The following is a 17163-nucleotide window of genomic DNA, read 5'->3' on the forward strand; positions in this document are numbered from 1 at the left end:
GCCGTCATTGCTTCGCGGCGCGCGCAATGACGGAAAGGCTGACGACGCTCAGGTGAAGGTGCCCCCGTTCACAAGCGCGGTGAGATCGCGGGCACCGTGCAGCACACGTACAACCGTGAGCGCGACCTCGTCATGGGTGTAGTAGATCGCGTACCGACCCTCGAACGTCACGCGGAGCCCCATGGCCAGGGCCGCGCGAGCCGGTCCCGAATCCGGAAATTGGCAGGCCGACCGACAGGCGCCTTCGATCCGGGCGATCAGCCGGTTGGCCACGTCCTCCGACGCTTCGGATGCGAGGTAGCTCCAGATCGAGGCGAGATCGTCCTCCGCCGCCTCGGTCAGACGGAGGACGAGCGGTCGGCTAATAGCTTTTTCCCCCGGGCAACGATGCGATCGGAATCGAAGTCCCTGACACGCCCTGCGGCCACATCGGCGAGGCCCTGGTCGATATCGGCCTTGAGCGCCGCCAACTCGTCCAATTGAAGGGCGCGCTTGGTCTTCCAATCCCGCAGGGCGGCCCGCATGACTTCGCTCGTCGAGGCGTAATCGCCGGCCTCGACCGCATTCCTGATGCTGACTGCCATCTCGGCCGGCACGGTGACCGTCAGACGCTCGAGGTCAGGCATTCACCGCCTCCCAAGGGAAGTCATACGCTATCATACTTCGTATGACGCGGCCATGCGGGACACCGGCAGAGCGATCTCCCTTCCCCCGCCAGGGAGAAGGGAGAGTTTGGCGCCTACGCCGCCGACTTCGGCTTGATGAGCTTGCGGTTCACGAGCACCTCGGCGATCTGTACCGCGTTCAGGGCGGCGCCCTTGCGCAGGTTGTCCGAGACGCACCAGAAGTTCAGGCCGTTCTCGATCGTCGCGTCCTCGCGGATGCGGGAGATGTAGGTGGCATCCTCGCCCGCCGCCTCGTGCGGGGTGATGTAGCCGCCGTTCTCGCGCTTATCGATCACCAGGATGCCCGGCGCCGCGCGCAGGATCTCGGTCGCCCGCTCGGCCGACAGAGGCTGCTCGAACTCGACGTTCACCGACTCGGCGTGGCCGATGAAGACCGGCACGCGCACGGCGGTGGCCGTGAGCTTGATCTTCGGGTCGAGCATCTTCTTGGTCTCGGCGACCATCTTCCACTCTTCCTTCGTGTACCCGTCCTCCATGAAGACATCGATGTGCGGGATCACGTTGAAGGCGATGCGCTTGGTGAACTTGCCACCCTGCTTGATCTCGCCGGCGGTGAAGACGGCGCGGGTCTGCTGGAACAACTCGTCCATCGCCTCCTTGCCGGCGCCGGAGACCGACTGGTAGGTCGAGACCACGACGCGCTTGATCGTCGCCGCGTCGTGCAGCGGCTTGAGGGCGACGACGAGCTGGGCCGTCGAGCAGTTCGGGTTGGCGATGATGTGGCGCTTGGTGAAGCCGGCGACGGCGTCGGCATTCACCTCGGGCACGATCAGCGGCACGTCGGCGTCGTAGCGGAAGGCCGACGAGTTATCGATCACGACGCAGCCCTGCTGGCCGATGCGGGGCGACCACTCCTTGGAGGCCTCGCCGCCGGCCGACATCAGGCAGATGTCCGTGTCGGAGAAATCGTAGGTGTCGAGGGTTTTGACCTTCAGGGTCTTGTCGCCGAAGGAGACCTCCTGACCCTGGCTGCGGCGCGAAGCCAGCGCCACGACCTCGTCGGCGGGGAAAGCCCGCTCGGCCAGGATATCGAGCATCTCGCGGCCCACGTTGCCCGTGGCGCCGACGATGGCGACCTTGTAACCCATCTCTCGTCTCCGCGCGTCCTGAACCCCGAACGATCCGGGGGTTGCGCCTCTCCTCGGGGTTGTGCCGGCGGCGGGATCGTTCGCACCGGTCCGTCTCGCCCGCAAACGGGCGCGGCCGCAGACCCGGTCCCCAGTGGGGCCGGCATCGACGGCCAGGGCGTCAGCAAGGCACAGGAAGGCGGGAGCCTGTCAAGGCCGCATGGCGGCGCCACCGCGACGGCAAGCAACGATTCACCCTGTCCCGCGAAAGCCCCGCCCCGGAAACCCTTCGGTCGTTGCGCCCCGTGCAGGGTGGCGCCGGCCAGGGCGCCGAGGGACACGGGACACACATGCGGATCGGAGCCATCGACGACGCGGACGAGGGGCCCTCCGGGCGCGGATTCTCCGCGATCGGCCTGCCCGTCCGCATCGCGGTGGGGTCCCTGATCGTCGCCCTCATCGCCATCGCGGCACGGATGCCCTCCGCCCCCGCGCCGGTCCCGATGCTCAACCGGACCGGCGAGGTGCCGGCCATCGTCGGCACGGCGCCCTTGCGGCTCACCGAGCCCGGCATCGACCCCGTCCGCGTCGAGCCCGGCCGCATCGACCCGAAGACCGGCCTGCGCGAGGACGTGCTCGGGCGCGGCAGCTTCTCCGCCCTCGAGGCGCCCGTGCTGCGGCTCGCCGTGACGCGGGGTATTGGGGCCGAACGGGCGCCGGGCCTCTTCGTCCTCGTCGCCCGCCGGGCGGCGATGGCCGCGCGGGGCGAGCTGCCCCTCTCCCTGTCGCGGATGGTCCCGCGCGGCGTCGTCGCGACCCGCTTCGGGCCCGCGGAGATTGCGGAGGCGACCCTCTCCGGCCCCCTCACCCGCACCTGCACCGGCTTCGTGCTCGCCCAGGCGGGCCTGCGGATCGACGGGTTCCTCTGCGCGCCGCTCGGGGGCGCGGCCGAGCCGAAGGCGCTCGCCTGCACCCTCGACGCCCTCGACTTCGACGATCAGTCGGACCCCACCGCCAGCGCCCTGTTCCGGCAGGCCAAGGGCCGCAGCGCATGCGAGCCCGCCGGCACGGCCACCGCGGACCCGACCGGGCGAACCGGTTCCATCGAGCGGCGCCGGCCATCCACGAAAAATTGAGGCACCAATGTGGCAAAGCGCACAAGCGCAGCCATTCAAGCGGAACTATGACCGGTCTCGAACGTCTTCTCCACAACGGCGGCGAACTGTTAAGCTTCGGCCGCCACAATGATGGCACTCTCATCCGAAGGACGGCCATGCGCTCCCTTAAGATCGCCCTCCTGGGCGCCCTCACCGCTGCCGGCCTCTCCGCCGTGACCGCTGCGCCGGCCCAGGCGCAGGACGGCGTCGCTCCCGGCCCGTTCTACCGCGTCAGCCGCCCGCTCCCGATCCGCGTCCGTCCGCGCTCGTGGCTCGATGCCGGCAACGTCCCGCTGTCGTCCGGTGTTCCCGGCGCCGGCGGCTCGCGGAACCCGGCCACGAACCCCTACCTGATCGCGGCCTCGAACGCCCTGACCCCGCCCTACGGCCCGAGCGACCGTTACGGCGCCGGCATCCTGCCCGATCCGATCACCAACGGCCCGTTCATCGGCGCCCGGTCGAGCGCGGTGCGCAACGTCGACCTGTCCTTCGTGGACCGGCTCGACCCGACCTCGCCGCTCTACGGCCGCCCGTACTAAGGTTCGGCGGTTTCTCAACACAGGGCGCGGATCCGAGAGGGTCCGCGCCCTTTTTCGTGGGCTCAGGCGACCTTCGCGACGCCGTCCCGCCCATCGGTGACGCCGCCGACGAGGTTCAGCCCGAGCAGGAATTCCGCCGGGAAGTCGGTGCGCAGCAACGGCTCGCGCGGGATTTCGTGGCGCAGGGCCTCTGCCTCGGCGCGGCGGGCGGCGACGGCCTCCGGGACGGAGACAGCAGCGAACGCGATGCGGGTGCCGCCCTGGGCCTGCGCCAGCGGCCCGAGATCCGGCCCGATCACCGTGGCGATCTTCGGATAGCCGCCGGTCGATTGCCGGTCGGCCATGAGAATGATCGGCAGGCCGTTGCCCGGCACCTGGATCGCCCCCATCGCCACCCCGTCTGAGACGATGTCGTGGCCCTTCGCATGGGTGAGCGGCGTGCCGTCGACGAAGCAGGCCATCCGGTCGCCGCGCGGCGAGACCGTCCACGGCCCGGCGAGGAAGGCGGCGATCTGATCGTCCGAGAAGTAATCGTCCTGCGGCCCAAGCACGACGCGGATCCGCGACGGGTCGCGGTCGAGCCAGGGGGCGAGCAGACGCTGCGGCGCCCCGTCACCCGCGCGGGCCTCCGACACGCCGAGGCGATCCCCCGCCCGCAGCCCGCGCCCGTCCAGGCCGCCGAGGCCGGAGCGGGTGTGGGTGGCGGTCGCGCCGAGGACCGGCGCCACGTCGAGCCGGCCCGCCACGGCGAGGTAGCCCCAGGCTCCGGTGCTTCCCGCCCGCACGGTGAGGGTCTGGCCGGGTTCGAGGGTGAGCGCGAAGGCCGGCGGCAGTGCTGCGCCGTCGAGGGTGGCTCGGAAGCCGCCCGAGACCAGGGCGAGGCCGAGCGGCCCCTCCCGCGCGGTGATGGTGAGGCCGCCTGTCGAGACCTCGATCGCCGTGGCATCGAGGGGGTTGCCCACCGCCCGGTTGGCGGTGGCGAACATCAGCGGGTCCATCGGCCCGGCGGCGGTGATGCCGAAGCGGAGGTAGCCCTTCCGGCCGCCGTCCTGAAGGGTCACGCCGGGCCCGGCGGCCTCGATCGCCAGCACGCTCACGAGACCCCCTCCTCCCGCTGGGCGACCCGCTCGCCCGCCGCCTCGCGCGCCGCGAGCCGGGCGAAGGTCGCCGCGTCGATGGGCTCGAACCGGATCGTGTCGCCGGGGCGCACGAAGAAGCTCTCCTCCCGCTCCGGCGCGTAGAGGCGCGAGGGCGTCGCGCCGAGGACGTACCAGCCGGTCGGCATCGGCACGGTGGCGACCGCCGCGAGGCCGCCGCCGATCATCACCGCGTTCATCGGATGCGGCGGGCGCGGGCTCGGCCGGCGCGGCACCGCCAGAGCCTCGGGCAGGCCGCCGCAATAGGCGAAGCCCGGTGCGAAGCCGTACATGTAGACGCGGAACGTCGCCCCCGCATGGAGCGCGGCGACCTGCTCCGGCGACTGGCCGATCTGCTCCGCCACCGCCGCGAGGTCTTCCCCGTGGGGCGCCTCGTAGCAGCAGGGCAGGATCCACCGGGTCGGGGCCGTGGCCCGCTGGGATGCGCCGCCTGCCAGCGCCAGGACGTGGCCCGTCAGGGTGTCCCGGTCGAGGATGAGCGGGTCATAATGGATCATCAGTGAGCGGTAGGTCGGCACGGTCTCGGCGATGCCCTCCGGCCGGTCGGCCAGGAGCGCGTCGTCGAGGGCGAGCACGCGGTCGCTGATCGCGGGATCGACGCGCGTGCCGAACTCGACCACCAGGGCCGCCTCGCCCGCGTCGAGGATGCGGGGCGCGGCGCTCACGGCTTGAACGGAGCGAGGGTGACGCCCGCGCCTTCCAGTGTCGCCCGCACCGCGCGGGCGGTGCCGACCGCGTGGGCCGAATCGCCGTGGACGCAGATCGAGCGGATCGGCGTCGGCAGGTGCTTCCCCGAAGCGGTGAGGATCGCGCCCTCTTGCACCATGGTGAGCACGCGGCTGGCCGCCTCGTCCTGGTCGGTGATGAGGGCGCCGGGCTGGCTGCGGGCGATGAGCTGCCCGTCCTCGGTGTAGCCGCGATCCGCGAAGATCTCCTGATGCACGTCGAGCCCCGCCGCCTCGCCGGCCGGGACCTGCGCGGTCAGCGCGATGGCGAGCAGCGCGAGGTCGCGGTCCACCGCCCGCACCGCCCCCGCGATGGCATCGGCCACGGCGCGGTCCTCGGCGGCGAGGTTGGCCAGCGCCCCGTGCGCCTTCACGTAGGTGATGCGGTGGCCGGCATAGGCGGCGAGCGCGGCGGCGGCGCCGACCTGATACGCGACCAGCCGCTCGATCTCGGCCGGGGTGAAGGGCATCCGCCGCCGTCCGAAGCCCCACAGGTCGGGGAAGCCCGGATGGGCGCCCACCGCCACGCCCTTCTCCTTCGCGAGGCGGAAGGTACTCGCCATGATCTCGGGGTCGCCAGCATGGAGGCCGCAGGCGACGTTGGCCGAGGTGACGACGGCGAGCATCGCCGCGTCGTCGCCGCAGGCATAGGCCCCGTAGCCCTCGCCGAGGTCCGCGTTGAGATCGACGTTTCCCATCGTCGTCACTCCACTCAGGCTATCGCCGCCGGGACGGGTTCAGTCGGCGACTCGACCTGTGTGTCGAGTTCGCGCCCGGCCGTCTCAGGCAAGAGAAGCGCCGCCACGATCACGAGGCAATAGGCGCAGGCCGCCACGACGCCGATGGCGACGCCCAGCGTCAGCGATGCGCTGAGAGAGCCGACGAGGGCGGGGCAGACGGCGCCGGTCGCCCGGCCGAAATTGTAGCAGAACCCCTGCGCCGAGCCGCGCACCCGGCTCGGGAACAGCTCGCTGAGGAAGGCGCCCATGCCGGAGAACACGCCGGAGAGGAAGAAGCCGAGCGGAAAGCCTAGGAACAGCATCGCCGTATCGGTGATCGGGATCAGCGTGTAGGCGAGCACGAGGACGCCGGCGCAGAAACCGAACAGGATGAAGCCCCTGCGGCGGCCGATCCGGTCGGAGAGGTAGGCGCTCGTCAGGTAGCCGAGGAACGAGCCGAAGATCAGCATCAGCAGGTAGCCGCTGGTGTTGAGCACCGAGAGGTTGCGTTCGGTCTTCAGGTAGGTCGGCAGCCACGTCGTCACGGCGTAGTAGCCGCCCTGCATCCCCGTCGCGAGGAGGCTCGCCAGGGCCGTGCGGCCGATGAGGTCACGGGAGAATATGTCGAGGAAGTTGCCGCCGTCGCCGACGATGCGCATCTCCGCGCGGGTCTGCCGGTAGACCTCCGGGTCCTCGATGTTGCGGCGGATCCAGAAGATCAGGATCGAGGGCGCGGCCCCGAGCCAGAACAGGATGCGCCACGCCTGGGCCGGCTCGGCCAGGGCGAAGACCGCCCAGAAGGCGATGGCCGCGCAGGCCCAGCCGACCGCCCAGCTCGATTGCACGAGCCCGACCGCCTTGCCCCGGTAGCGGGCCTGGATCGTCTCGGCGATCAGCACCGAGCCGACCGACCATTCCCCGCCGAAGCCGAAGCCCTGCAGGGCGCGGGTGACAAGCAACTGCTCGTAGGAGTGGGTGAAACCAGAGAGCACGGTGAAGACGGTGAACCACGCCACGGTGGCCTGCAGGATCACCACCCGGCCGTAGCGATCCGCGAGGATGCCGGCGGCCCATCCGCCGATGGCCGAGGTGACGAGGGCGGCGGTGGCGATGTTGCCCGCCTCGACCTTCGTGAGCCCCCACACCACGACGAGCGTTGGGATGAGGAAGGTATAGATCATGTAATCGAAGGCATCGACGCCGTATCCGGCGAATGCCGCACCCAACACCCGGCGTTCAGGCGGGCTCGTGTCTTTCAACCACATGGTTTGGCTCCCTCAGGATGGATCGGTGGTCAGGTCATTCTTCAGATGGGACATTTGTCTCCGCCGTCATTGCGAGCGAAGCGAAGCAATCCAGGGCAGCGGGACGCTTCAGGACGTGGCGGATCCCTGGATTGCTTCGCTCCGCTCGCAATGACGGGGTGGGGGCAGCGATGGCGCCCTAGCGGTACGGCAGGTCCCGGTTGAGCACGTCGGTGATCAGCATGAAGCCGGGGGAATGGGTGATGCAGAGGGGCAGGCGCGCGGCCATCGCCACCGCCTGGGGCGTCACCCCGCAGGCCCAGAAGACCGGGATCTCGTCGGGCGCGATGGCGACCGGGTCGCCGAAATCGGGCTTGCCGATGTCGCGGATGCCGATCAGGCTCGGATCGCCGAGATGGACCGGGGCGCCGTGAACGGCGGGCACGCGGGCCGTCACCTGCACCGCCTCGATCGCGTCGGCGGCCTTCATCGGCCGCATCGAGACCACCAGGGGGCCGTGGAACGGCCCGGCCGGCACTGTCGGAATCGCTGTCCGGTACATGGCGACGTTGCGCCCTTCCGCGACGTGGCGGAGGGGGATGCCCGCCTCGATCAGCGCCGCCTCGAAGGAGAAGGAGCAGCCGAGCACGAAGGTCACAAGGTCGTCGCGCCAGTGCCGCGTCAGGTCCGGCACCTCCGCGACCATCTCGCCGTGCTCGTAGACCCGGTAGCCCGGCACGTCGGTGGCGATGTCGAGGTCGGCGCCGAGGGCGGGCAGGTCGCGGGCGCCGGGCTGCGACACGCCGATCACCGGGCAGGGCTTCGGGTTCTGCTGGCAGAAGCGCTGAAAGTCCGGGGCGAGCGCCGCCGGCAGGATCATGAGGTTGCCCTGGACGTGGGCCGGGGCGAGGCCGGAGGTGTGGCCGCGCCATTCACCGTGGCGGATCGCCCGGCGGGCGGCGCGGGCATCGTCGAAGGCCATGGCCGCTCGGGGGGCGTCGGGTTGCGCGAGCACCGGCATGTCTCCCTGTCGGGCGGTCGATTTGCCGCCTTATGAGACACGATCCCACCCTGCCGCTTTGCGCGCCAATCGTCATTGCGAATGGCGGGCGATAACCCGGCCTTATCGGGCGGCGGCCCAATCCCGCGCGACCTCCTCCGCGATGCGGGCGGCATCGGCCACGAAATGCCCCTCGGGGCGCTTGGCGTGGGTGGCGGTGAAGGTGAGGTCCGAGAGGGCCTGCTCGGTCGGCAGGATGCGCAGGGCGCCGGAGGCCAACTCGTTCCGGACGATGGCCGGCGGGATCACGCAGATACCGAGCCGCTCCACGCCCATCTTCACGATGGTGGCCAGCGACGCGCTGGTGTGGATCTGGCTCGGCAGGAGGTTCGCCTTCAGCACGAGGTCGCGCAATTCCACGTAGGGGCTGGTGTTGCGGGGATAGGTGACGAGGGGGTGGCGCATCAGCGCCCCAAGGCTCAGGGGCTCCGCGTCCGGCACGAGGCCGGGGGCCGCGATCCAGGCGACCGGCACCGCGAAGAGCGTGCGGTTCACGAGGCTCGGCACGGTGATGGGGCCGACGAGGAAGGCGAGGTCGAGTTCGTTGGCGACCAGGGCCGCCTGCATGTTCGGTGAGATGTCGACGGTGATGTCGACGCTGATCCCCGGATGCACCGCCCTCATCCGCTCGATGAAACGCGACAGCCAGAGATGGACGATGGTTTCAGAGACGCCGAGGCGGAGCGTGCCCGTGGTCCGCCCGGTCTCGTCGAGGGCCGAGGCCATCTCCGCTTGCAGGGCGAGGAAGCGTTCCGCGAAGCCCAGCAGCACGCGGCCCCGCTCGGTGAGGGCCACATCGCGGCTGCGGCGCTCGAACAGGGTGCCGAACTCGTGCTCCAGGGCGGCGATGCGCTGCGAGACGGCCGGCTGGGTCGTGTTCACCTGTTCGCTCGCCCGGCGGAAGCTGGAGAGCGTGGCGACCCAGTAAAACACTTCCAAGCTGCGGAAATCCGCCATCGCGCGACCGTCCGGACCCGTCACCGGGGCCTATGCAGGTCTCAGGCCCCGGCGCCGCATGGGTCTCACTTGATCTGGATGCTGTCCACCACCTGCCGGAAGGCGGCGAGCACGCCGTCCCGCTGATCCTCGCGCACCACGCCGACGGCGCGGAGGTAGCCGTCCGGGTTAAAGCGGATCGTCTGGGCGACCACCACCTGCTTGTTGGTGGGCATGTCGGTCGCCCGCGCCACGATCTCGTGCCAATCGACGCCGTTCGAGCGGTAGCTCTGGGCGCGCTCGATCACGAAGTCCTTCATGGTCTGGTTGGCGTAGAGGGCCGTGCGGGCGAAGGCGTCGCGCTGCTCGGCCGTGGGCGGGGGCTGCACCGCCTGGGCGATCACGAGGATCGGCTGCTCCAGATTCTGCATCTGGTCCTTGGGGCCCTTGGTCAGCAGGACCGAATTGCCGGCCAGCACGCGAACCGGCCGGAAGCCCGCCGGGTCGGCGATGCGGAACGGCAGCGCATCCACCTGCTGCGTCAGCGACAGGGGCGCGCGGACGGCGATGTCGGTGACGAGCTTGCGCATCGTCTCCTCGGTCTCGGCCTCCGGCGTCGCCTGGGCGATGATGAGGCCGGTGACGGTCGGGGTGCCGACGACGGTGATCCATTTGCGGATCGTCTGGCCGGGATTGGCCGGGTCGCTCGGCTGCTCGCCCGTGTAGAGCATCGCCTCGTTGTCGCCGACCTTGATCGGCTCCTTCTTGGCGACGGCGAAGCCTTGGTTGCGCAGGTTGGCGTCGGTGAAGCCGCTCACGAGTTCCGGGAAGGCGTTCGGCGGCAGTTCCACCACCGAGACGGTCGCCCCGCCGCCCTCGCGTTCGAAGCCGGTGAAGCGCTTCGAGAGCACCATGTCCGAGGGGGGCTCGAAGCCGAAGCGGGAGCCCGCTGGAAACACCCTGTCCGCCGCCGATGCCGGGATCAGCCCGGCGGCGACGACGAGCGCCGCGAGAGACCACCTGAGATCGCGCACCGGCATGGAACTCAACGCTCTCCACCTGCCGTCCACGGGGGGACGGACGGGAACGATGGGTCCGACGCCGCGTGCCCGGAGTCAAGCGACCCGCGCCGGTTCCGGCGGTTCACGTTACCGCATGGTGCGGCCTCACCCGCCGGAGGGTGAGGTTGCAGCGTCCGCCTGCGGGCAGCAAACCGGGGAGAAGATCCTGCGCGAGAAGGCCGGGCTCGGGGTAGAGGCGGTCTATTCCGTGGAAAGCCAGCCGCGAGGCCCCGCCGATCACCACCGCATCGCCGGGCTGAAGCCGCACGGAGCGGGTCGGATCGGAGCGCGCGAGTCCGCCATAGCGGAACAGGGCCGGCGCCCCGAGGGACAGGGAGAGGACGGGGGCGGTGAAATCCTCCTCGTCCCGGTCCTGATGCAGGCCCATCCGCGCCTGCGGCCCGTAGAGGTTGATGAGGCAGGCCTCCGGCGGCGGCGCGTCGCCCGCCAAACGGTCCCAGGCCGCGAGCGCCATCGGCGGGATCGCCGGCCAGGGCTCGCCCGTCTCCGGGTGGGTGGGCTGATAGCGGTAGCCGCCCTCGTCCGATACCCAGCCGAGCGGCCCGGCATTGCCCATGCGCACGGAGAACGGCTTGCCCGTGCGTGGCATCCGGGGGGTGAAGGGCGGCGACGCCCTCAGCACCGCCGCCACCTCCCCGGCCAGCCGCATCCGGGCCGCCTCGTCGAGGAAGCCCGGATGGTGGATCAGGCCGGGGCGGAGTTCGACGCTCACGCGTCGTCGATGTCGCGTTCCAGGACGGACTTCGAGGCCACCGTCGTGTCGCCCTTGATGCGGTAGACCAGCGGAACGCCGGTGGCGATCTCCAGGCCGGCGATGGTCGCCGGGCCGAGATGGTCGAGCACCATCACCAGGGCACGCAGGGAGTTGCCGTGGGCGGCCACGAGCACCCGCTGCCCGTCCATGACGCGCGGCAGGATGGTCTCGATGTAGTAGGGCAGCACGCGGGCGGCGGTGTCCTTCAGGCTCTCGCCGCCGGGGGGTGCCACGTCATAGGAGCGGCGCCACGTGTGGACCTGCTCCGCGCCCCACTTGGCGCGGGCGTCGTCCTTATTCAGGCCGGAGAGGTCGCCGTAATCGCGTTCGTTGAGGGCCTGCGAGCGCAGCACCTCGATGTTCGACAGGCCCATCTCTTCGAGCATCAGGGCGCAGGTGCGCTGGGCGCGGCCGAGATTCGAGGTGAAGGCGACGTCGAAGCCGTAGCCCTCGCCCTTCAGCCAGCGCCCGGCCTTCACCGCCTCCTCGACGCCGCGCTCGGTGAGACCGGGGTCGCGCCAGCCCGTGAACAGGTTCTTGAGGTTCCACTCGCTCTGGCCGTGGCGAGCGAGGACGAGCAGGCGCTCCATAATCGGGTCTCTTCGGTCTCTGATCGGCGGCGGATATGCCGCTGTTGCGAGGGGCTCGTAACAGCCCCAGGCCGGAGCCCAAAGGGTGGTGATCCGCTTACGGTTATAAAAGAGCGTGGCCGTTTACAGGTCGAGTACGTCCGCCATCGAATACAGGCCCGGCGGCTTCGGCTGCGCCCAGAGCGCTGCTTTCACCGCGCCGTTCGCGAACAGGCCCCGGTCGGCGGCGTGGTGGGTGATGGTCAGGGTCTCGCCGGCGCCCGCGAAGAGGACGCTGTGGTCGCCCACCACCGAACCGCCGCGCAGGGTCGCGAAGCCGATGTCGCCGGACTTGCGCGCGCCGGTATGGCCGTCGCGGGTGGAGACGCGCACGGCGGGCAGGTCGACGCCCCGCCCCTCGGCGGCCGCCTCGCCCAGCAGGAGCGCCGTGCCGGAGGGCGCATCCACCTTCATCCGGTGGTGCATCTCCAGGATCTCGATGTCGAACTCCGCGCCGAGCGTCGCCGCGACCTTGCGGACCAGGGCCGCCATCAGGTTCACGCCGAGCGACATGTTGCCGGAGCGCACGATGCGAGCGTGATACGAGGCGGCCTTCAGCTTGGCGTGGTCGTCCTCCGACAGGCCGGTCGTGCCCACGACGTGGACGATGCGCGCCTGCGCCGCGAGTTCGGCGAAATGCACCGTCGCGGCCGGCGCGGTGAAGTCGAGCACGCCGTCGGCGGCGGCGAAGGCCCGCAACGGGTCGTCCGTCACCGGGACGCCCAAAGCCGGCAGGCCCGCCAGGGTGCCGGCATCCTGCCCCAGGGCGGCCGATCCTTCGCGCTCGATGGCGGCCGCGAGGCTGCACCCCTCGGCCTGTGCCACCGCGCGGATCAGCATCCGCCCCATGCGCCCATCGGCGCCGACCACGACGAGCCGCATCGTGAACCTGTCCGTCTCGGAATGTGCCATGGGCTCCGCCCGGAGGCGGAACCCGTTCGCGCGGAGGAAGCCCCTGAGGCTTACTCCTTCTCGGGCGCGATCTGCTCCAGGCCGCCGATGTGCTTCTGCGCGTAGAGCGGCAGGCCGACCTGCTTGATCAACTCCAGCTGGGTCTCGAGGAAGTCGATATGGCCTTCCTCGTCCTCGGCCAGATCCTCGAACAGGCGCTTCGACACGCGGTCGTTGATCGAATCGCAGTACTTGGCGGCTTCGAGGTAGAGCGAGCGCGCCTCGTTCTCGGCGGCGAGATCGCTGTGCAGGATCTCCTCGACGTTCTGGCCGATGCGCAGCGGGTCCAGTTCCTGCAGGTTCGGGAAACCGTCCAGGAACAGGATCCGGTCGATGAACCGATCGGCGTGGTTCATCTCCTCGATGGATTCCTTGCGCCAGAACTTCGCGAGTTCGACGTAGCCCCAGTCGTTGAGCATGCGGAAATGCAGCCAATACTGGCTCACCGCGGTCAATTCGCTGCGCAGGCCGCGATTGAGATACTCGATGACCTTGGTGTCGCCCTTCATCCCCATACTCCCCGAGATTGTCCTCGGAGGACGACCCGCCCCATCAGGCGCCGACCCGCTCCTCCGCTTTTTGGACCTTCACCAGAGTACAAGCGCTAGCGCAAGCGGTCGTACAGGCATGGGCGGGTTCTGCGGAGGGGATGTCTTCGCCCACGACGGCGCCGAGGGCGCTGCGCATGATCTCGCGGATCGTGCGGGCGCAGCGTCCGCATTTCGGGCTGCAACCCAGGCAGGCATAGACCTGCGCGGGGGTGCGCGGACAGCCGGGTCCGGGGCCGAGGCAATCGCGGACGGCGCCGTCCGACAGGACGTTGCAGGAGCAGACGATCATGCGATCGTTATATCCATGTTCCGGTCGTGCGCAGTTTGGAATTCTTAAAAACTACAAGAGTTTCAAGCTCTTAGCGCGAGGGGGGAGATGACAGCGCCGAGCCGTTTGGTCAAGCGCGACCTCTTCACGCCCCCGCGATGGACAGTCCATTCCGCGCCTCGGCCGAAGGGATCGCATGGGCGCATGACGCCCCGGTGTCACCGGAGTCACACTGCCGATGAGCGTTTCGGGTGGCCTCGGCGTGAGCAACTAGCGGGCGAGTTCCCGCAGGGCGAGGCGAATCAGCACCTTGGCCTCCGCGCCCTCCCCCGCACCCTTCATCACGGTGGCGATGGCGGCCGAAGCCTGGGCTTGCTGGTAGCCGAGGTTGACGAGGGCCGAGATCGCATCGCTCACCGGCTGGGGCGCGCGGTTCTCCTCCACCGCGCCGGAGAGCGCGACGAGGGCCGGATCGATGGGCGCGAAGGCCGGCGTCTTGTCCTTCAACTCCGCGACGAGGCGCGCGGCGAGGCGCGGCCCGACGCCCGGCGCGCGGGCGACGGCCCCCTTGTCCCCCGTGGCGATGGCGCTCGCCAGGGCCGGCGGCTCCAGCACCGACAGCAGCGCGAGGGCGACCTTGGCCCCGACGCCCTGCACCGTCTGGAGCAGGCGGAACCATTCCCGCTCCGCATCCGAACGGAAGCCGTAGAGGCGGATCATGTCCTCACGGACGAAGGTCTCGATCGACAGGGCGGTTGCCTCCCCCGCCGTCGGCAGGCGCTGGAGCGTGCGCGCCGAGCAATGCACCACGTAGCCCACCCCCTGCACGTCGAGGATCACGAAATCCTCGCCGTAGGAATCGACTACGCCCTTCAGCTTGCCGATCATGCCCTGCCCATCCGTCCGATCCCCGGGGGGATAGAGCACGGCGGTCGAAAGGGGAACGGACGCGCCGAACCTTGAGTGGCGCGCGGCTTCGTGGAAAGAGCCCGTCCAGGCCAGACCGACCGACGAGCCCAGATGCGCGCCACCGCTTTCGCCCTCGCGGCCCTTCTCCTTCACGCGACCGGAGCCCTCGCGCAGGAGCAGGCCGCCGACCCGACCCAGGATCCGAATCAGGTCCGGGCGGGCGCCTACGTGCTCGATCCCGACCACGGGAAGATCACGTGGTCGGTGAACCACCTCGGCTACTCGACCTATTACGGCCAGTTCACCGGGGTGAGCGCCCGCCTCGACCTCGACCCGAAGGCGCCGGCCAAGAGCCGCCTGACCGCCACGGTGCCCCTGAGCGGCGTGCTGACCGGCAGCCAGCGCCTCGACCAGCACCTCGCCGGGCCGGACTTCTTTGACGCGGCGAAATTTCCGGAGGCGACCTTCGTGGGCACGGGCGTCGAGCCGACGAGCCCCACCACGGCCCGCATCACCGGGAACCTCTCTCTGCGGGGCGTGACGAAGCCCGTCTCGGTAGATGCCACCTTCACCCAGGCCGGCACCAACCCGATCGACCGCCGCTACACGGTCGGATTCGAGGGGCGCACGATCATCAAGCGCTCCGATTTCGGGGTGAGCGCGTTCCTGCCCATGGTCGGCGACGAGGTGACGCTGCGCATCGCGGGCGAGTTCAAGGCGGCGCCGTGATGAGACGGAGCGTCCTCTTCGCGCTGATCTCGTCCCTCGGCGCGGCGGGCGCCTCCGCCGCCGAGCAGCCGGCGGCGCTCAGCCCCCTAGACGCCTATGCCGAGGCGGCGGCGACCACGATCCTGGCCGAGCAGAACTGCCCGCGCACACATCTCAAGGCGGGCCGGCTCACCACCCTGCGCCTCGCCGCCAAGGTCGTGCCGGCGCAGGAGGCCGCCCTCGAAGCCAAGCTCCGCAGCCGGGCCACCGAATTGCGGCAGCGCCTCGCGGCGGACGGGCAGGCGACCTGGTGCGATGCCGCCTACGACGCGTTCGGGCCTGCGGGGACCGTGGCCAGGGACGTGCTGACCCGCTGAGCCCGGATTGACATTCGCCCGCTCCGCGCACTAGAGAGCCCGCAGCACGCGCGGCCTCCCGTAGGTTTTCGCGCGTCTTCGCGTTGTCCGGCTCGGCCCGGCCAATGACTCAAACAAGAAGCCGGTCCAGGGCCGCCGCAAGGCTCCCAGAGGCCGTTCGAGAGCACGAGAGAACGATGTTCGCAGTCATCAAGACGGGCGGTAAGCAGTACCGCGTCGCCGCTAACGACACCATTACCATCGCCACCCTTCCGGGCGAGGCCGGCGAGGCCGTGACCTTCGGTGAGGTCCTCCTGTTCGCCGACGGCGCCGGCGCCACCCAGGTCGGCGCGCCGACCCTGTCGGGCATCAACGTCACGGGTGAGATCGTCCGTCACGGCCGGGACAAGAAGGTCATCGCCTTCAAGAAGCGCCGCCGCCAGAACTCGCGCCGCAAGCGCGGCCACCGCCAGGACCACACCGTGGTCCGCATCACCGGCATTTCCGCGTGATCGAGCGCGGGCTTTCCTGACCGGAAGCCTGCGATCCGCGCGATCCCCCTGACAGATTCGGAGTTCGAGAGATGGCACATAAAAAGGCAGGCGGTTCCTCCCGCAACGGCCGCGACTCGGAAGGCCGGCGCCTCGGCGTCAAGAAGTTCGGTTCGGAATCCGTGATTCCGGGCAACATCATCGTGCGCCAGCGCGGCACCAAGTGGCACCCCGGCGCCAATGTCGGCATGGGCAAGGACCACACCCTGTTCGCCCTGAAACCCGGCACCGTCGAGTTCCAGACGCGACGTGGGCGTGCCTTCGTAGCGGTGGTGCCGCTGGCCGAGGCCGCAGAGTAACAGGCGGGCGCCCGAAAGGCGAAGCGAGCGTCCCGCGACGGTGTCCCACACCGGACCGGAGACGTGAGCCGCCCTTCACCGGGATGGGTCTGACGGAACGCCGGGGAGGATGGGACACCATCCTCCCCTTCGTCGTCTCTGGGCGCCGCCATCCCGAGGGGAGCGGCGCCGGTGAGGGCGCCATGTTCCCAGATCTGTTTCGCGACGACGTCTTCCGGATCGAGACCCGCCGCCTGTGGCTGCGCTGGCCGACCGCCCGCGACGCCGAGTCCATCCTGCGGCTGGCCGGCGATCCGGCGGTGGCGGACATGACAGCCGGCATTCCCCTGCCCTTCGAGCGGGCGGCCGCCGATGCCTTCATCGTGGCGAGCCGGGCCGGCAACGCCGCGGGCTCCGGCCTGATCTTGGTGCTCGCCGAACGGGCGCGGCCCGGCCGGGCCATCGGGGTGGTCTCCATCACGCGGGAGGCCGCGGACGCCCCCACCCATCTCGGCTATTGGCTCGGCCGCTCCTCCTGGGGCAGCGGGCTGATGACCGAGGCGGCGGACGCCCTGGTCCGGGCGTGGTTCGAGTGGACGCCGGCGACGCGCCTCGACGCCTCGGCGCGGGTCACGAACGCCGCCTCCCGGCGGGTGCTGGAGAAGACCGGCTTTGTCTGGACCGGCCGGGCGATGACGCCCTTCCCGCTCCGGGGCGGCGAGCACGAAGTCGACCGGTTCCGCCTGGACCGGGGCCGCTGGTTCGCCCGGGCGGCCGGTGAACCCCCTGCCCTCGCGGCGGCGGAATGAGGTATTGAGGCAGGGCCGCCGCGGGCG

Annotated in this window: 23 protein-coding genes; 7 read left to right on the plus strand and 16 right to left on the minus strand. The window is 70.3% G+C overall.

Going from position 1 to position 17163, the window contains the following annotated elements:
- Window positions 1-48 precede the first annotated feature (48 nt).
- From AAHF99_RS08940 to AAHF99_RS08950, 3 genes are all read right to left on the minus strand, one after another.
- Entirely contained in the window at window positions 49-366 is a 318-nt protein-coding gene (locus AAHF99_RS08940; protein ID WP_342163928.1) for a type II toxin-antitoxin system RelE/ParE family toxin, read from the minus strand.
- A complete protein-coding gene (locus AAHF99_RS08945; RefSeq protein WP_342163827.1) occupies window positions 339-626 on the minus strand; it encodes a ribbon-helix-helix domain-containing protein in 288 nt (95 codons plus the stop codon). Before AAHF99_RS08945 ends, AAHF99_RS08940 begins: the two co-directional genes overlap by 28 nt.
- Before the next feature lie 113 nt (window positions 627-739).
- The gene (locus tag AAHF99_RS08950; protein WP_342163828.1) at window positions 740-1774 is read right to left on the minus strand and encodes an aspartate-semialdehyde dehydrogenase; all 1035 of its coding nucleotides are present in this window, start codon (window positions 1772-1774) and stop codon (window positions 740-742) included.
- A gap of 329 nt (window positions 1775-2103) precedes the next feature.
- Between AAHF99_RS08950 and AAHF99_RS08955 the strand changes: the two genes are divergently transcribed.
- Both AAHF99_RS08955 and AAHF99_RS08960 read left to right on the plus strand, forming a co-directional pair.
- Entirely contained in the window at window positions 2104-2889 is a 786-nt protein-coding gene (locus tag AAHF99_RS08955) for a hypothetical protein (protein WP_342163829.1), read from the plus strand.
- A 137-nt stretch (window positions 2890-3026) separates the two neighbouring features.
- On the plus strand, window positions 3027-3449 hold the full coding sequence (locus AAHF99_RS08960) for a hypothetical protein (RefSeq protein ID WP_342163830.1): 423 nt from the start codon (window positions 3027-3029) through the stop codon (window positions 3447-3449).
- A 62-nt stretch (window positions 3450-3511) separates the two neighbouring features.
- Here AAHF99_RS08960 and AAHF99_RS08965 read toward each other — a convergent pair whose 3' ends face one another.
- From AAHF99_RS08965 to ruvA, 13 genes are all read right to left on the minus strand, one after another.
- On the minus strand, window positions 3512-4546 hold the full coding sequence (locus AAHF99_RS08965; protein WP_342163831.1) for a 5-oxoprolinase subunit C family protein: 1035 nt from the start codon (window positions 4544-4546) through the stop codon (window positions 3512-3514).
- The gene (locus AAHF99_RS08970) at window positions 4543-5271 is read right to left on the minus strand and encodes a 5-oxoprolinase subunit B family protein (RefSeq protein ID WP_342163833.1); all 729 of its coding nucleotides are present in this window, start codon (window positions 5269-5271) and stop codon (window positions 4543-4545) included. Before AAHF99_RS08970 ends, AAHF99_RS08965 begins: the two co-directional genes overlap by 4 nt.
- Window positions 5268-6029: a LamB/YcsF family protein gene (locus tag AAHF99_RS08975; RefSeq protein WP_342163834.1), complete on the minus strand. Its 762-nt coding sequence runs from the start codon at window positions 6027-6029 to the stop codon at window positions 5268-5270. Before AAHF99_RS08975 ends, AAHF99_RS08970 begins: the two co-directional genes overlap by 4 nt.
- A 14-nt stretch (window positions 6030-6043) precedes the next feature.
- The gene (locus AAHF99_RS08980) at window positions 6044-7315 is read right to left on the minus strand and encodes an MFS transporter (RefSeq protein ID WP_342163836.1); all 1272 of its coding nucleotides are present in this window, start codon (window positions 7313-7315) and stop codon (window positions 6044-6046) included.
- Window positions 7316-7493: 178 nt separating this feature from the next.
- A complete protein-coding gene (locus AAHF99_RS08985; protein ID WP_342163838.1) occupies window positions 7494-8315 on the minus strand; it encodes a putative hydro-lyase in 822 nt (273 codons plus the stop codon).
- 102 nt (window positions 8316-8417) lie between these two features.
- On the minus strand, window positions 8418-9311 hold the full coding sequence (locus AAHF99_RS08990; RefSeq protein WP_342163839.1) for a LysR family transcriptional regulator: 894 nt from the start codon (window positions 9309-9311) through the stop codon (window positions 8418-8420).
- 65 nt (window positions 9312-9376) lie between these two features.
- A complete protein-coding gene (locus AAHF99_RS08995) occupies window positions 9377-10330 on the minus strand; it encodes a hypothetical protein (RefSeq protein WP_342163840.1) in 954 nt (317 codons plus the stop codon).
- Between the two features lie 103 nt (window positions 10331-10433).
- Complete coding sequence (locus AAHF99_RS09000) at window positions 10434-11084, minus strand: alpha-ketoglutarate-dependent dioxygenase AlkB (protein WP_342163842.1); 651 nt, start codon at window positions 11082-11084, stop codon at window positions 10434-10436.
- Entirely contained in the window at window positions 11081-11716 is a 636-nt protein-coding gene (locus AAHF99_RS09005; protein WP_342163843.1) for a 2,3-bisphosphoglycerate-dependent phosphoglycerate mutase, read from the minus strand. The genes AAHF99_RS09000 and AAHF99_RS09005 overlap by 4 nt, the downstream gene beginning before the upstream one ends.
- Before the next feature lie 123 nt (window positions 11717-11839).
- The gene (gene dapB / locus AAHF99_RS09010; RefSeq protein ID WP_342163929.1) at window positions 11840-12637 is read right to left on the minus strand and encodes a 4-hydroxy-tetrahydrodipicolinate reductase; all 798 of its coding nucleotides are present in this window, start codon (window positions 12635-12637) and stop codon (window positions 11840-11842) included.
- An 80-nt stretch (window positions 12638-12717) separates the two neighbouring features.
- The gene (gene bfr, locus AAHF99_RS09015; protein WP_243953321.1) at window positions 12718-13215 is read right to left on the minus strand and encodes a bacterioferritin; all 498 of its coding nucleotides are present in this window, start codon (window positions 13213-13215) and stop codon (window positions 12718-12720) included.
- Window positions 13216-13258: 43 nt separating this feature from the next.
- On the minus strand, window positions 13259-13546 hold the full coding sequence (locus tag AAHF99_RS09020; RefSeq protein ID WP_243953320.1) for a (2Fe-2S)-binding protein: 288 nt from the start codon (window positions 13544-13546) through the stop codon (window positions 13259-13261).
- 249 nt (window positions 13547-13795) lie between these two features.
- The gene (ruvA, locus tag AAHF99_RS09025; RefSeq protein ID WP_342163844.1) at window positions 13796-14413 is read right to left on the minus strand and encodes a Holliday junction branch migration protein RuvA; all 618 of its coding nucleotides are present in this window, start codon (window positions 14411-14413) and stop codon (window positions 13796-13798) included.
- A 132-nt stretch (window positions 14414-14545) separates the two neighbouring features.
- Between ruvA and AAHF99_RS09030 the strand changes: the two genes are divergently transcribed.
- The 5 genes from AAHF99_RS09030 to AAHF99_RS09050 all read left to right on the plus strand — a co-directional run bounded on the left by AAHF99_RS09030 (window position 14546) and on the right by AAHF99_RS09050 (window position 17136).
- Window positions 14546-15163, plus strand: a complete 618-nt coding sequence (locus tag AAHF99_RS09030; RefSeq protein ID WP_342163845.1) for a YceI family protein — start codon at window positions 14546-14548, stop codon at window positions 15161-15163.
- Window positions 15163-15519 (plus strand): hypothetical protein, encoded by a 357-nt coding sequence (locus AAHF99_RS09035; RefSeq protein WP_342163846.1) that lies wholly within the window; start codon window positions 15163-15165, stop codon window positions 15517-15519. The genes AAHF99_RS09030 and AAHF99_RS09035 overlap by 1 nt, the downstream gene beginning before the upstream one ends.
- 176 nt (window positions 15520-15695) lie before the next feature.
- Window positions 15696-16010 carry a 50S ribosomal protein L21 gene (rplU, locus tag AAHF99_RS09040; RefSeq protein WP_243953315.1) on the plus strand — a complete coding sequence of 105 codons (315 nt, stop codon included), beginning with the start codon at window positions 15696-15698 and terminating at the stop codon, window positions 16008-16010.
- 71 nt (window positions 16011-16081) lie between these two features.
- Window positions 16082-16348: a 50S ribosomal protein L27 gene (gene rpmA / locus AAHF99_RS09045; RefSeq protein WP_243953314.1), complete on the plus strand. Its 267-nt coding sequence runs from the start codon at window positions 16082-16084 to the stop codon at window positions 16346-16348.
- Window positions 16349-16530: 182 nt separating this feature from the next.
- Entirely contained in the window at window positions 16531-17136 is a 606-nt protein-coding gene (locus AAHF99_RS09050; protein WP_342163847.1) for a GNAT family N-acetyltransferase, read from the plus strand.
- The last annotated feature ends 27 nt before the right edge of the window (window positions 17137-17163 follow it).

Origin of the sequence: Methylobacterium litchii (genome assembly GCF_038442315.1) — a bacterium.
Lineage (GTDB): Bacteria > Pseudomonadota > Alphaproteobacteria > Rhizobiales > Beijerinckiaceae > Methylobacterium > Methylobacterium litchii.

Bases quoted from the DNA above. Each gene is read 5' to 3' on its own strand.
- AAHF99_RS08980 (WP_342163836.1), bottom strand. From the start codon at position 7,315: ATGTGGTTGAAAGACACGAGCCCGCCTGAACGCCGGGTGTTGGGTGCG.
- AAHF99_RS08985 (WP_342163838.1), bottom strand. From the start codon at position 8,315: ATGCCGGTGCTCGCGCAACCCGACGCCCCCCGAGCGGCCATGGCCTTC.
- AAHF99_RS09050 (WP_342163847.1), top strand. From the start codon at position 16,531: ATGTTCCCAGATCTGTTTCGCGACGACGTCTTCCGGATCGAGACCCGC.
- AAHF99_RS08995 (WP_342163840.1), bottom strand. From the start codon at position 10,330: ATGCCGGTGCGCGATCTCAGGTGGTCTCTCGCGGCGCTCGTCGTCGCC.
- rplU (WP_243953315.1), top strand. From the start codon at position 15,696: ATGTTCGCAGTCATCAAGACGGGCGGTAAGCAGTACCGCGTCGCCGCT.
- AAHF99_RS09005 (WP_342163843.1), bottom strand. From the start codon at position 11,716: ATGGAGCGCCTGCTCGTCCTCGCTCGCCACGGCCAGAGCGAGTGGAAC.
- dapB (WP_342163929.1), bottom strand. From the start codon at position 12,637: ATGCGGCTCGTCGTGGTCGGCGCCGATGGGCGCATGGGGCGGATGCTG.
- bfr (WP_243953321.1), bottom strand. From the start codon at position 13,215: ATGAAGGGCGACACCAAGGTCATCGAGTATCTCAATCGCGGCCTGCGC.
- AAHF99_RS08975 (WP_342163834.1), bottom strand. From the start codon at position 6,029: ATGGGAAACGTCGATCTCAACGCGGACCTCGGCGAGGGCTACGGGGCC.
- AAHF99_RS08990 (WP_342163839.1), bottom strand. From the start codon at position 9,311: ATGGCGGATTTCCGCAGCTTGGAAGTGTTTTACTGGGTCGCCACGCTC.
- ruvA (WP_342163844.1), bottom strand. From the start codon at position 14,413: ATGATCGGCAAGCTGAAGGGCGTAGTCGATTCCTACGGCGAGGATTTC.
- AAHF99_RS09020 (WP_243953320.1), bottom strand. From the start codon at position 13,546: ATGATCGTCTGCTCCTGCAACGTCCTGTCGGACGGCGCCGTCCGCGAT.
- AAHF99_RS09030 (WP_342163845.1), top strand. From the start codon at position 14,546: ATGCGCGCCACCGCTTTCGCCCTCGCGGCCCTTCTCCTTCACGCGACC.
- AAHF99_RS08955 (WP_342163829.1), top strand. From the start codon at position 2,104: ATGCGGATCGGAGCCATCGACGACGCGGACGAGGGGCCCTCCGGGCGC.
- AAHF99_RS08945 (WP_342163827.1), bottom strand. From the start codon at position 626: ATGCCTGACCTCGAGCGTCTGACGGTCACCGTGCCGGCCGAGATGGCA.
- AAHF99_RS08960 (WP_342163830.1), top strand. From the start codon at position 3,027: ATGCGCTCCCTTAAGATCGCCCTCCTGGGCGCCCTCACCGCTGCCGGC.
- AAHF99_RS08950 (WP_342163828.1), bottom strand. From the start codon at position 1,774: ATGGGTTACAAGGTCGCCATCGTCGGCGCCACGGGCAACGTGGGCCGC.
- rpmA (WP_243953314.1), top strand. From the start codon at position 16,082: ATGGCACATAAAAAGGCAGGCGGTTCCTCCCGCAACGGCCGCGACTCG.
- AAHF99_RS09035 (WP_342163846.1), top strand. From the start codon at position 15,163: ATGAGACGGAGCGTCCTCTTCGCGCTGATCTCGTCCCTCGGCGCGGCG.